General features: G+C 61.7%; 11 protein-coding genes. 7 read left to right on the top strand and 4 right to left on the bottom strand.

Features of this window, described 5'->3' with window-relative positions:
• Nucleotides 1-7: 7 nt before the first annotated feature.
• Nucleotides 8-1,321, bottom strand: a complete 1,314-nt coding sequence (locus ACNQ62_RS09635) for a hypothetical protein (RefSeq protein ID WP_418094778.1) — start codon at nt 1,319-1,321, stop codon at nt 8-10.
• A 207-nt stretch (nt 1,322-1,528) separates the two neighbouring features.
• On the opposite strand from ACNQ62_RS09635, the gene ACNQ62_RS09630 reads away from it, so the two are divergent.
• The gene (locus ACNQ62_RS09630; protein ID WP_418094777.1) at nt 1,529-2,371 is read left to right on the top strand and encodes a transglycosylase SLT domain-containing protein; all 843 of its coding nucleotides are present in this window, start codon (nt 1,529-1,531) and stop codon (nt 2,369-2,371) included.
• A gap of 32 nt (nt 2,372-2,403) precedes the next feature.
• Here ACNQ62_RS09630 and ACNQ62_RS09625 read toward each other — a convergent pair whose 3' ends face one another.
• Both ACNQ62_RS09625 and pepN read right to left on the bottom strand, forming a co-directional pair.
• Nucleotides 2,404-2,865, bottom strand: a complete 462-nt coding sequence (locus tag ACNQ62_RS09625; protein WP_418094776.1) for a hypothetical protein — start codon at nt 2,863-2,865, stop codon at nt 2,404-2,406.
• Nucleotides 2,858-5,410: an aminopeptidase N gene (gene pepN, locus ACNQ62_RS09620; protein ID WP_418094775.1), complete on the bottom strand. Its 2,553-nt coding sequence runs from the start codon at nt 5,408-5,410 to the stop codon at nt 2,858-2,860. The genes ACNQ62_RS09625 and pepN overlap by 8 nt, the downstream gene beginning before the upstream one ends.
• A gap of 116 nt (nt 5,411-5,526) precedes the next feature.
• Here pepN and ACNQ62_RS09615 point away from each other — a divergent pair, with 116 nt between their 5' ends.
• The 5 genes from ACNQ62_RS09615 (at nt 5,527) to ACNQ62_RS09595 (ending at nt 9,703) form a co-directional block, all read left to right on the top strand.
• Nucleotides 5,527-5,823 carry a hypothetical protein gene (locus ACNQ62_RS09615; protein WP_037944497.1) on the top strand — a complete coding sequence of 99 codons (297 nt, stop codon included), beginning with the start codon at nt 5,527-5,529 and terminating at the stop codon, nt 5,821-5,823.
• A gap of 111 nt (nt 5,824-5,934) precedes the next feature.
• On the top strand, nt 5,935-6,093 hold the full coding sequence (locus ACNQ62_RS09610; RefSeq protein WP_081781251.1) for a DUF2256 domain-containing protein: 159 nt from the start codon (nt 5,935-5,937) through the stop codon (nt 6,091-6,093).
• A 106-nt stretch (nt 6,094-6,199) separates the two neighbouring features.
• On the top strand, nt 6,200-8,341 hold the full coding sequence (locus ACNQ62_RS09605; RefSeq protein ID WP_418094774.1) for a malate synthase G: 2,142 nt from the start codon (nt 6,200-6,202) through the stop codon (nt 8,339-8,341).
• An 85-nt stretch (nt 8,342-8,426) separates the two neighbouring features.
• The gene (locus ACNQ62_RS09600; RefSeq protein WP_037944495.1) at nt 8,427-8,852 is read left to right on the top strand and encodes a GlcG/HbpS family heme-binding protein; all 426 of its coding nucleotides are present in this window, start codon (nt 8,427-8,429) and stop codon (nt 8,850-8,852) included.
• 74 nt (nt 8,853-8,926) lie between these two features.
• Nucleotides 8,927-9,703, top strand: coding sequence for a gamma-glutamyl-gamma-aminobutyrate hydrolase family protein (locus tag ACNQ62_RS09595; protein ID WP_005854066.1), 777 nt, complete (start codon nt 8,927-8,929; stop codon nt 9,701-9,703).
• Nucleotides 9,704-9,975: 272 nt separating this feature from the next.
• Here ACNQ62_RS09595 and ACNQ62_RS09590 read toward each other — a convergent pair whose 3' ends face one another.
• A complete protein-coding gene (locus ACNQ62_RS09590) occupies nt 9,976-10,728 on the bottom strand; it encodes an SDR family NAD(P)-dependent oxidoreductase (protein ID WP_005854063.1) in 753 nt (250 codons plus the stop codon).
• A 246-nt stretch (nt 10,729-10,974) separates the two neighbouring features.
• On the opposite strand from ACNQ62_RS09590, the gene ACNQ62_RS09585 reads away from it, so the two are divergent.
• The gene (locus ACNQ62_RS09585; RefSeq protein WP_037944493.1) at nt 10,975-12,549 is read left to right on the top strand and encodes a Re/Si-specific NAD(P)(+) transhydrogenase subunit alpha; all 1,575 of its coding nucleotides are present in this window, start codon (nt 10,975-10,977) and stop codon (nt 12,547-12,549) included.
• The last annotated feature ends 12 nt before the right edge of the window (nt 12,550-12,561 follow it).

Genomic DNA, 12,561 nt, shown 5'->3' with positions numbered 1-12,561 from the left:
GGCGATCTTAGGCAGGCGTGGCCTGTGGCCCCTTGCTGGTGAACACGATCCGCTGCCCCGAGGCGAGCTCGGACCGGAACAGGCTGGTCATCACCTGCATCGCATCCTCGCGGCCCGACGCGGCGAATTTATGCGGCGACCGGATGCGCAGGTTGTTGTCAAAGCCGTGGGCGGCATGGGCCCAAATCATCGGATGCAATTCTGTCAGATGTGCACGGATGATCCATTCGGTGCAGGCACCGATACGGGCGCGAATGCTGTCGGCGCGTTCGTTTCCGCCGCCGCCAAAGCTGGTCATATTGGCGCAATAGGCCGCCAGCAGGTTCGCGAAATAGGCGGTGGAGTGATGGGCAAGGATGTCGCGCAAGCCGTCGATGAAATAGTCAACGTCCAGATTGGCGCAGGCCGTATCATCAGAGCAGATCGCGTCAAACATCACCCAGGTATAGCCGCCGGCCCCCCAGACATTCTGTACCCGCGCGGCGGTGCGTCGGGCTTCAAGCTCAAGCTCTGAATAGCCGCCGTGATGGCGCGGCAGCAGGTGGTTGCCCAAGGCGCGCATGGGGCGCGGGTTCAGCGGGTTGAGCATGATCAGCTTTTCGTAGCTTTCGCGCAGCCCGCCTTGGTGGTTGAACGGCCCGCTCGCATGGGCGCAGCAGGTGGCCGCGACAAGCGCGCTGGTGGGATGCTGGGCAATGAAGGGGGTGATGATCTCTCCGGCGCGTTCGAAGTGGGCGATGCAGGCGTCGCGGTTGCGTTGCGGCAGCACGTTGCTTTCGCCTTTGCCGCGCCACGCCCAGCCGATGTCGATATGGGCCTGTGCCACGACGCAGGCGACGACGTAATCGTCTTGGTGCTCGTCCAGCACATGTTCGAAATCCTCGATCCCGCTCAGCAAGGCTTTGGCAAAGCCGCTGTCCACGTCCTCGATCGCGTGCTCTGTCGCCATCACCACATCGGCGCGGGCACCATAGGCGATCAGCTCGGCCACAGGCATGGACCCGGGGGTGAGCGTGCTATCAGCGTCTGCCGCGCGGATCACCTTCGACAGCGCCGCCCAGTTCTCCTGCCGCACCAAGCCTTGGCCCAACTGGTGGTTTTCATCGCAAAGACGGTCCTCGGCAGTGGGATCAGGGCAGTCGATGCTGAGCATTTCATGAGGCGAAGGCGGTACAGCATCAGGGCGCGGCACGGCGGTTTGCGCGGTTTTCTGAGGCTGCGGGCGGGGTTCTTGCTTGCGCGGCGTTTGGCCAAGATCATCAGAATCCAACAGCAGCGTCGGAACGCTTTTGCGTTTGAATAAATTCTTGAGGTGCCGCATCGTTTGTCCAGTCCTATATGAACCCGTCTTCTGCCACTGAAAATGGCGGGATATTTAGGCACCAAGATGGCATCGCGATGGTTAGTCTGGGATTTGCCAAGCGTCTGAACGCGGCTTTAAGGCTGAATAATGCCTGATTGTTCAAAGACCGGCGACGATGGCGCGGAACACGCTATGTTGTGCGCGAATACGACTGGGGGAGTAGGAATGTCAGCAAAGATAACAGCACGCCGCAGCGGCATGCGGCGCGGTGGTCTGGGGCGGGTGATTCTCGCGCCGGTGATGGTCGCGCTACTGTCCGGTGGCGTGGCGCTGCCGTTGGCGGCCGAGACGGTGAATGTCCTGCGCCCGGTGGCCCGCAGCGCGGTGCCTGATCCTGACACCACGCCGCCGACCGCCGCCGCGCCGATCGAACCCGCGCCCGCAGTGCCCGGAGAGGATGGCACAGCGGGCCCCGACCTTGCGACCGCCGCGCCGATCAATCTTTACGAGGTCTCGCCGCCTGCGCGCAACGGGGTGATCCCGCGCACAAGGTGGCAGCACCGGCGCGGGCATGCGGTCTGGACGCGCACGGCGCTGTCTGCGCTCAAGTCCCACGGCAAGCCCCTGGTTGATATGGTGCCCGCCGACATCAACGACTGGTGCCCGGCCTATCCCACCGCCTCGGACGCGGACCGCAGGGCGTTCTGGGTCGGGTTCATGTCGGCGCTGGCGAAACACGAAAGCACCTATAAGGCCCGCGCGGTCGGGGGGGGCGGTCTGTGGTACGGGTTGCTTCAGATCCTGCCTGCCACCGCGCGCGGCTATGGCTGCAACGTCGGCACGGGCGCGGGGTTGCAGAACGGGGCCGCGAACCTGAGCTGTGCGGTGCGGATCATGGCGGTCACCGTGCCCCGTGACGGGGTGATCTATGGTCGCGGCGGGCGTGGTGTCGCGGCGGATTGGGGCCCGTTGCGCAGCCCTGCGAAACGTCGGGACATGTCGCGCTGGCTGAAGCAGCAAGCCTATTGCAAACCACTGGATGCGACGCGCCCCAAGCCGCGCCCCTGAACGCGATCCTGAACGCGCCGCCCGTGGCCGGCCTAGCCGCGCAGGCTAAAGTGGTGCCGCTGCGTGGGGACGCCAGCGGCGTGCAGCGCGTGCTCGAACGGGCGGTGCGGGGGCATGGTATCGGGGGGGATACGCAACCGCTGCCCCGACCGCAGCACCACCGTCGCGCGTACAGAGAGGTCCAGCCGCGTATCAAGGCGGATGTGGTCGATGGTGTCGAGCGGGATCGTGACCTTATCCTTGCGCCGCTGCCAGACCAGCGCTTGCGGGGTGAGGCTCAGCCAAGCGATGGGGTTCGTCGCAAGTTCCCATAGCGCGGGCAGGGTGAAGAGGGCGACGATCGCCAGTATCACCGGGGACGCCTCGATCACGACATAGGCCGTGACCAGCGCCAGCCAGACAGCCGCGACCACCAAAGCCGTCCAAAGGCTGCGACCCGCACGCCGGTGGTGGAAGGTGCCCCGCGACGGGACACCTTCGGCGGCATCATGCACCGCGGATACGTGTCAGCATTTCGGTCGTGTCACGCGACAGGCCGGGTTGCGACAGGATGCGGTCCAGCTCTCCCTTGATCATGTTCTGACGGTCAGTGTCATAGCGTTTCCATGTCTGGAAGGCCGAACACATCCGCGCAGTGGTCTGCGGGTTCACCGGATCAAGCTGGATCAGCCAATCGGCAAGCAGACGATAGCCCGCCCCCGAAGCATGGTGGAAGCCCGCGTGATGCGCAGCAAAGGCCCCCAGCACAGCGCGGAAGCGGTTGGGGTTCTTCCAGTTGAAGTCAGGGTGTTTGGTCAGCGTCTCGACCACCTCGTGGGCGTCTTCGGGGTCGGCTTCCATCACCTGCAGGCCGAACCACTTGTCCATGACCAGACGGTCCGCTTTCCACTGTGCCTCGAAGGCCTCCACAGCCTTGTTGCCGCGACCGGCGCGGACCAGATTGGCCAGCGCGGAAAGCTGCTGGGTCATATTGTCAGCCGCGTCATATTGCTCTTGCGCAAGCACGCCGTCGTCATTGCGCGTCAGCAGTGACAGGGCGGCATTGGACAAGGCGCGCTTGCCCGCCTGTTTCGCGTTTGGCTCGAACGGGGCGTCGACGGTGTGACGGCGATAAAGCGTCGGCAACAGATCGGCAAAGGCGTCGGCCATCGCGGCGCGGGTCGCCTCGGTCGCGGCATAGATGATGTCGGGGTCGGGGGTGTCGCCTGCCTCTGACAGCGCGCGCGCCAGATCGGATTGCGACGGCAGCCCCAGCATCAGCGCGCGATACGCCGGATCAAGGGTTTCATCCCCGATTACCGCGCGGATACCGGCCAGCCAATCCTTGTTCGGGGCCTTGCCCTCTCGGATCATCCCAAGCAGCGACCCATAGGCCAGCATGCGCCCCTGTTCCCAACGGTTGAACGGATCGGTGTCATGAGCCAGTAGATGCGCGCGGTCTGCGTCCGACAGGTCTTGGGTCAGCACCACCGGCGCCGAAAAGCCGCGCAGCACGGATGCCACAGGGCGCGTCCCCAGATCGTCAAAGACAAAGCTTTGTTCGGCCTGCGTCATTTCCAGCACCGTGGTCTCGTGCACCTCGTCCCCGTCCTGACCGATCAGCCCGACAGCGATCGGCAGCACATAGGGCTGCGGGTCGGCGGTGGCCGCGCTGGCGGGGGTGTGCTGCTTGAAATGCAACGTCAATGTACCGTGGTCCCAGCTTTCTGTGACCGACAGCTGCGGCGTGCCCGCTTGGGAATACCAGCGCTTGAACTGCCCCAGATCGCGGCCTGTGGTATCCTCGAACACCTGTAGCCAGTCTTCGATGGTACAAGCCTGCCCGTCGTGGCGATCGAAATAGAGGTCAAGCGCTTTTGAATACGCCGCGTCCCCGACCAGCAGCTTGAGCATGCCAATTACCTCGGCCCCTTTTTCATAGACCGTGGCGGTGTAGAAGTTGTTGATTTCCTGAAAGCTTTCAGGGCGCACGGGGTGGGCCAGCGGGCCTTGGTCCTCGGGGAACTGGCGGGCGCGCAGGTCGATCACATCATCGATCCGTTTCACCGCGGCAGAGCGCATGTCAGAGGTAAACTGGCTGTCGCGATAGACCGTCAGCCCTTCCTTCAGGCACAGCTGAAACCAATCACGGCAGGTGATGCGGTTGCCGGTCCAGTTGTGGAAATACTCATGCGCGATAATCGCCTCGATCCGTTCAAAGTTCATATCGGTCGAGGTTTCGGGCGACGCGAGAACGGCGGAGGAGTTGAAGATGTTCAACCCCTTATTCTCCATCGCGCCCATGTTGAAGTCATCCACGGCAACGATGTTGAACAGATCAAGATCGTATTCACGACCATAAACGTCCTCGTCCCATTTCATACTGTCTTTCAGCGCCTGCATCCCAAAAGCGCATTTGCCTTCGTCACCGGGGCGCACATAGAGGTTCAGGTCAACCTTGCGGCCGGATTTCGTGGTGAAGCTGCCGGGGTGTGCGACCAGATCGCCCGCGACCAGAGCAAACAGGTAGGCAGGCTTGGGCCAGGGATCATGCCATTCGGCGGTATCCTTGCCGCTGCTGACGGGGTTGCCGTTGGATAGCAATACCGGATGTGGTCCGTTGATGGTCACGGTAAACACCGCCATCACATCGGGGCGGTCGGGGTAATAGGTGATCTTGCGAAAGCCTTCCGCCTCGCATTGGGTGCAATACATGCCGTTCGACATATAAAGCCCCTCAAGCGCGGTATTGCCGATCGGGTCGATCTCTACCTCCGCTTCCCAGACGAAGGGCGCGTTTGGCACAGCGCAGGTCAGCCCCTGGGGTGTCACCTCGGGCGAGACGGGCGTGCCATCAATCGTGGCCGAGACAAGCGACAGGTTCTCCCCGTGCAGAAAGAACGTGTGGTCGCTTGCATCGGGGTTGGGGCGAAAGGAGATACGGCTTTTGACACGGGTCTTGCGCGGGTCCAGATCGAAATGCAGCGCGACATCGTCGATGATAAAGCCATAAGGCGTGTAGTCGGCCAGATATATCGTCTGGGGGGCAGCGTCGCGCATGTTTTTTCCTTCTGTTTGGAACCAGATGTCCAGCGCTCAAGTTAGTCTTGCAACACGGCACCTGCAAGGTCGCCACCCGAGAAGATCAACTTTCACCGAACCCATCGGAGGGCATCATGTCTGCACCCGACACAAATATCGACAAACAAGAGAAACAGCACAAACCCGCGCTGCTTGGCGTCAAAGGCGCGATGATTTTCGGCATCGTGATCGTCGCCATTCTTGGCTTCATCCTGATCGACAACGGTCGCGAAGACCGTCAACCCGCTGCCGAAGAAGGCACGCAGGCCATCACCACTGACAGCACCGTCCCCGCGGTGACCGAGGAAGACACAAGCGGCGCAACACAGGCGGACGATACCAACGCAGCGCCTGTTGATCCCGTCGCACCGGGGACAAACGAAAGCAACTGAGTTTTATAAGCGCTTTTAACGATTGAAGATTTAATGATTTGGACGGCAGGCCTTGGCGAGAAGGTCTGCCGTTTTTTATGATGATAGGGATCATCCGGGGGGTAAGGCGCAATGGCGAAAATGCGCAAGAAAACAGATCTGCCGACCAAGATATGCCATAGCTGCGGGCTGCCCTTTAGCTGGCGGCGCAAATGGGCGCGCGATTGGGAGACGGTGAAATACTGCTCTGACCGATGCCGCAGGGCACGGGGGGCAGTTGGCGCTCGGTAGGGGCTGCATTGGTAAGATGTTTTTACCAATACATGTTGCTCCACGGGGGGATACCTTCTAAGTCTTGTCGCAAAGCAAATTCCACGCGAGCGACAGGAGCTATGAGATGACACAGCGTACCGACAAGAACGGCCTTCAGGTTGCCGCCGAACTGGTTGATTTTATCGAGGGTGCAGCACTGCCCAACACCGGCATCGATGCGGGAACGTTCTGGGCGGGGCTCAGCGATTTGGTACATGACCTTGGCCCCAAAAACCGCGCGCTGTTGCAGACCCGTGAAGATATGCAGGCCAAGATCGACAGCTGGCACAAGGAACGGGCCGGCCAGCCTCATGATGCGGACGCCTACACAAGCTTTCTGCGCGAGATCGGGTATCTGGTGCCCGAAGGCCCCGCGTTCGAGATTGATACGAAAGGCGTCGACCCTGAAATCGCTCAGGTGCCTGGCCCGCAGCTGGTGGTGCCGATCACCAACGCCCGTTTTGCCCTGAACGCCGCCAATGCGCGGTGGGGCAGCCTGTATGACGCCTATTACGGCACCGACGCTTTGGGTGATCTGCCGCAGGGCAAGGGATACGATGCGGACCGTGGTGCACGGGTCATGGCGCAGGCCAAGGCGTTTCTGGATGACGCGGCCCCGCTTGGCTCTGGCAGTCACGCGGACGTAACGGGGTATGCCGTGGTTGACGGCGCGCTGACACCTGCGTTGAAAGATCGGGCGCAGTTTGTCGGCTACCGTGGGGACGCAGACACGCCCGAGGCGATCTTGCTGCGCAACAACGGGCTGCACATCGAGATCCGGATCGACGCCGCGCATAACATCGGCAAGACCGATCCGGCAGGCGTGGCGGATGTGCTGCTGGAATCCGCGATGTCCACGATCATGGATTGTGAAGACAGCGTTGCCGCCGTGGACGCCGAGGACAAGGTCGTGGCCTATGGTAACTGGTTGGGGCTGATGAAAGGCGATCTGTCGGAAACCTTCGAGAAGGGCGGCCAGCAGGTCACGCGCGAGATGCACGGGGATCGCGACTATACCGCGCCAGACGGCAGCGCGCTGACGATCAAGGGGCGGTCGCTGATGCTGGTGCGCAATGTCGGCCACCTGATGACCAACCCTGCCATTCTGGACCGCGACGGGCGCGAGATTGGCGAAGGGCTGATGGATGCCATGGTCACCACGCTGATCGCGATGCACGATCTGCAGAAGACCGGGGGCCTGCGCAACTCGGTCGCGGGATCGGTCTATGTGGTAAAGCCCAAGATGCACGGGCCCGAGGAAGTGGCCTTTGCCGATGAGATATTTACCCGCGTGGAAACCGTGCTGGGTCTGCCTGCCAATACGGTCAAGCTGGGCATCATGGATGAAGAGCGCCGCACCTCGGTCAACCTGGCGGAATGTATCCGCGCGGCCAAATCGCGCGTGGCCTTTATCAACACCGGCTTCCTTGATCGTACCGGCGACGAGATCCACACCTCTATGGAGGCAGGGCCGATGGTGCCCAAGGGCGAGATGAAAAACGCCCCCTGGATCAGCGCCTATGAGGATCGCAACGTTGATATCGGTCTGGCCTGCGGCCTGCAGGGACGTGCACAGATCGGCAAGGGCATGTGGGCGATGCCCGATATGATGGAGGCAATGCTGGAGGCCAAGATCGGTCACCCCAAGGCGGGTGCGAACTGCGCTTGGGTGCCATCGCCCACGGCCGCCACACTGCACGCGATGCACTACCACAAAATCGACGTGCTGGCGCGTCAGGACGAGATCAAACAGGGTGGGGCCCGTGGCACACTGGCCGATTTGCTGACCATTCCGGTCCTGGACGGGAGGAACCTGTCGGACGCGGATATCGCGCAGGAGGTTGAGAACAACGCCCAAGGTATCCTTGGCTATGTTGTGCGATGGGTCGATCAGGGTGTGGGGTGCTCGAAGGTGCCAGACATCCATGACGTCGGCCTGATGGAAGACCGCGCGACCTGCCGCATCTCGGCTCAGGCGCTGGCGAACTGGCTGCACCACGGGGTGATCTCGGAAGAGCAGGTCACGGCGGCTCTCAAGAAGATGGCCGCTGTTGTGGATCGGCAGAATGCGGGCGATCCGCTGTATCAGCCTATGGCACCGGGTTTTGACGGCATCGCGTTTCAGGCAGCCAGCGATCTGGTGTTGAAAGGGCGCGCGCAGCCTTCGGGTTATACCGAACCTGTCCTGCATGCCCGCCGGTTGGAGCTGAAAGCCGCGCAGGGCTGAGTTTGAAGTTTCGGAAAGGGCGGGGGGCCAGCCCCTCGCGCTCCCCGGAGTTTAGTTGGCAAAATGAAGGAATAGTGAGGATAGCATGGCAGTCACATTAGAGCAGGCGCGGACGATGATCGCCGAGACGTTCAAGAAGGGGCATGAGCTGGGGCTGAAGCCCTTGTCGGCAGTGGTGCTTGATGCGGGCGGCCACGTGCAAGCCTTCGAGCGGGAAGATGGTGCCGCACCGGGGCGTTTCGGGATCGCCCACGGCAAGGCCTATGGTGCGGTGATGCTGGGGATGGCAGGGCGCGCGCAGATGGCGCGGGCCGAACAGCAGGCCTATTTCATGGCGGCAGTGAACGGTGTGTACGGCGGGGCGGTGGTGCCTGTGCCCGGCGGCTTGCTGCTGCGCGATGACGCCGGCGCGGTGATTGGCGCGCTGGGCGTGACGGGGGATACCTCGGACAACGACGTCAAGGCAGCGCTGGCAGGGATCGAAGCAGCAGGGCTGAAAGGCGAGGAATAACGCCCGCTTTGGGGTGTTGAGGTCGGATTGAGGACGCGGTAGGCTTTGAGCGAAATCAAACTCTGAGGCTGAATATGGCGCGTCCTGTTGTTGGTATTGTCGGAAACACCAGCCTGTTGAACGATCAATATCCGATCCACGCCGCCGGCACGATGAACACCATCGCCGTAGCGCAGGTGTCTGGCTGTTTGCCCCTGATCATCCCGAGCGACCCGTCGCTTGTGTCGGTGGAAGAGCTGTTGGAGACCTGCGACGGCTTTTTGCTGACCGGCGGGCGGCCCAATGTGCACCCCGAGGAATACGGCGAACCCGCGACCGAGGCGCATGGTACCTTTGACCGTGCACGCGACGCTATCGCCCTGGGGCTGGTACGCGCCTGCGTTGAACGCGGGCAGCCGTTCTTTGGCGTCTGCCGGGGGTTCCAAGAGGTGAATGTCGCCATGGGTGGCACGCTTTACCCCGAAATCCGTGAGCTACCCGGCCGTATGAACCACCGTATGCCACCCGATGGCACGATGGAGCAGAAGTTCGAGCTGCGCCACGATGTGACCTTTACCCAAGGGGGCGTCTTCCACGAGGTCTTGGGGGCCCCGAAGGTGCGGACGAATACCTTGCACGGGCAGGGGATCAAGGCAGCGGGTCCGCGTGTGGTGATCGACGGTTTTGCCGAAGACGGCACGCCAGAGGCGATATATATCAAGGACGCGCCGGGGTTCACCCTTGCCGTGCAGTGGCACCCCGAATGGGACGCGGGCAATGATCCGGTGTCGCGTCCCCTGTTCGAACGCTTTGGTGCGGCGGCGCAGGCCTGGGCGGACAGCAAGCATCAGCGGATGTTGAAATCCGCCTGACAGGTTACCCCGACAGCGTGATGCGCGGCAAATGCAGTGGGCCTGATCTTGCTAGATAGCGGGCGGTCAGCGTGTCGATCTTCTGCCAGAGGAAATCCGGCGGCGCGGCAGATCTTGGCTGCGCTGCGCGTGGTTTGCCCGCGTGCTGGGGGCGCCGTTTGCGACAGCTGTGAAAAGCGACGGCATTTGGGGGCGGGGCTATCGGGTATGTGATCTTGTGCATGGGGCGACCTTAGCCGCCCCACAATTAACAAATCATGACCGATGGGCGATTACATCTCGCCGCCGGTGACCTGGATGCATTGGCCATTGATGCTTTGCGACCCCGGACCGGTCAGCCATGCGGCCGCGGCTGTGACCTCGGACACCTCGATCAGACGCTTGTGCGGGTTGGAGTTGACCATGATCGCGCGCGCTTTTTCTTCCGAGATACCAGCACGTTCCGAGATCGACGCCGTATTGCGCGACACGATGGGCGTGTCGACATAGCCGGGGCAGATCGCGTTGAACGTATAGGGTTGCCCCAAATAATCCGCCGCCAGCGATTTGACCAAACCGATCATCCCGTGTTTCGACGCCGAATAGGCCGCCGCCCCGGGCAGCCCCTTCAGGCCCGCCATCGAAGAGATCGCGATGACGCGGCCCCAGTCGGTATCGCGCATGGTTTTCAACGATTCGCGGATGGTCAGAAAAGCACCGTCGAGATTGGTCGACATCATATTGCGCCAGAATTCCATGTCGGTCTTATGCACGGCCTTACCCTCGGCGATGCCGGCGTTGGGGATGCAGATCTGGATCGGACCGTGGGCTTTGACGGCGGCGGCGATCTTGGCGACCACGTCTTCCTCACTGCGCACATCCATTGCCATGCCGGTCATGTTATCGCCTGCGACCTCGTCCAGCACCTCTTGGCGGCGGCCTGTGATGGTCACATGTGCGCCCCGTGCGGCCAGATCCCGCGCGATGTCCAGCCCGATGCCGGTGCCGCCGCCCGTGATCAGCGCGTGTTTTCCCTGTAGGTCCATTCTGCTCTCCCTTATGAAATGGATCATCATTGGCGGCATGCTGTCGGCAGCAGGGGGCAGGCGCAAGGGCGCTCGGGTTTTCACGCAACGTCGTAAACCTAAAAATCGGGCTGTTAGCGCTATTGACGCTGCAAAACGCTGTTCTAATTATGTCCGTCTCTTGTACTATAGGAACCCAAGCGCTATCGCTCTGGGTAATATTATTGCGCCACACTGGGCGTAGAAGCACAAACGGGGGACTCTGGATTGAAGATCGGGACGCCAAAAGAAACATTTGAAGGGGAAAATCGCGTTGCGATGACTCCTGAATCAGCGTTGCAACTGCAAAAGCTTGGTCATAGCTGTATGATCGAAGCTGGCGCAGGCGAGGCGGCTGGTTTTTCCAACGATAAATATGTCGAAGCCGGGGTAGAGGTGATCGACACGGCGGCCGAGCTTTGGGAGACGGCGGATGTCGTGGCCAAGGTCCGCGTCCCCAACACCGAAGAAATGGCGATGCTGCGGTCCGACCAGACGCTGATCTCTTTCTTCAGCCCTGTGGCCGATGAGGCCAAGATGAAAGAGGCGGCCGAGAAAGGTACCACTGTCGTCGCGATGGAGATGATCCCCCGGATCAGCCGCGCGCAGAAAATGGACGCGCTGTCGTCCATGGCGAACATCGCGGGCTACCGTGCGGTGATCGAGGCAGGCAACAACTTTGGCCGCTTCTTTACCGGTCAGATCACGGCGGCGGGCAAGGTGCCTCCGGCGAAGGTTCTGGTTGTCGGTGCCGGTGTTGCCGGTCTGGCCGCGATCGGGACATCCACATCCCTTGGCGCGATCACGCTGGCCTTTGACGTGCGTCCTGAAGTGGCCGAACAGGTTGAATCGATGGGGGCCGAGTTTGTCTACCTCGATTTCGAGGAAGAGCAGCAGGACGGCTCTGCCTCCGGTGGCTATGCCTCTGTTTCCTCGCCTGAATTCCGCGAGGCGCAGCTGGCTAAATTCCGCGAGCTGGCCCCGGAGGTCGATATCGTCATCACCACTGCCCTGATCCCTAACCGCGAAGCGCCTGAGCTGTGGACCGAAGATATGGTCGCAGCGATGAAGCCCGGTTCGGTGATCGTCGATCTGGCGGCGGAAAAGGGCGGCAACTGCAAGCTGACCAAGATGGACGAGAAAATCGTGACCGAGAATGGCGTGACCATCATCGGCTACACCGATTTCCCCAGCCGGATGGCAACGCAGGCCTCGACGCTTTATGCGACCAATATCCGTCACCTGATGACCGATCTGACGCCGGAAAAAGACGGTGTGGTCAACCACAACATGGAAGACGACGTGATCCGTGGGGCGACCATCACCCATGACAAGGAAGTCACCTTCCCACCGCCGCCCCCCAAGGTCGCGGCAATTGCGGCGGCGCCGAAGAAAGACAAGCCGAAAGAGCTGACAGCGGAAGAGAAACGCGCCAACGAAGTGGCCGCGTTCAAGGCACAAACCCGCAATCAGGTCGGCCTGCTGGCCATCGGTGGCGTGCTGCTGTTGGCGGTGGGTCTGGTCGCGCCGGCGAGCTTTATGCAGCACTTTATCGTATTCGTGCTCTCCGTGTTTATCGGCTTCCAGGTGATCTGGGGTGTGGCACACAGCCTGCACACACCGCTGATGGCTGTGACCAACGCGATTTCGTCGATCATCATTCTGGGGGCGGTCATGCAGATCGGGTCCGGGTCGTTCCTGGTGATTATTCTGGCCGCGCTGTCGGTCTTTATGTGCGGGATCAACATCTTTGGTGGCTTCCTCGTGACACGGCGCATGCTTGCCATGTTCCAAAAATCGTAAAGGGTTCAGGTA

Origin of the sequence: Sulfitobacter sp. SBS6, assembly GCF_048285585.1 — a bacterium.
In the GTDB taxonomy this organism is placed as follows: domain Bacteria; phylum Pseudomonadota; class Alphaproteobacteria; order Rhodobacterales; family Rhodobacteraceae; genus Sulfitobacter; species Sulfitobacter pontiacus.
This window is presented reverse-complemented; position numbering and strand designations above follow the sequence as displayed.

Coding starts and splice junctions, on each gene's coding strand:
- ACNQ62_RS09610 (WP_081781251.1), top strand. CDS start 5,935: ATGGCGAAAATGCGCAAGAAAACAGATCTGCCGACCAAGATATGCCAT.
- ACNQ62_RS09635 (WP_418094778.1), bottom strand. CDS start 1,321: ATGCGGCACCTCAAGAATTTATTCAAACGCAAAAGCGTTCCGACGCTG.
- ACNQ62_RS09630 (WP_418094777.1), top strand. CDS start 1,529: ATGTCAGCAAAGATAACAGCACGCCGCAGCGGCATGCGGCGCGGTGGT.
- ACNQ62_RS09600 (WP_037944495.1), top strand. CDS start 8,427: ATGGCAGTCACATTAGAGCAGGCGCGGACGATGATCGCCGAGACGTTC.
- ACNQ62_RS09605 (WP_418094774.1), top strand. CDS start 6,200: ATGACACAGCGTACCGACAAGAACGGCCTTCAGGTTGCCGCCGAACTG.
- ACNQ62_RS09595 (WP_005854066.1), top strand. CDS start 8,927: ATGGCGCGTCCTGTTGTTGGTATTGTCGGAAACACCAGCCTGTTGAAC.
- ACNQ62_RS09590 (WP_005854063.1), bottom strand. CDS start 10,728: ATGGACCTACAGGGAAAACACGCGCTGATCACGGGCGGCGGCACCGGC.
- pepN (WP_418094775.1), bottom strand. CDS start 5,410: ATGCGCGACGCTGCCCCCCAGACGATATATCTGGCCGACTACACGCCT.
- ACNQ62_RS09615 (WP_037944497.1), top strand. CDS start 5,527: ATGTCTGCACCCGACACAAATATCGACAAACAAGAGAAACAGCACAAA.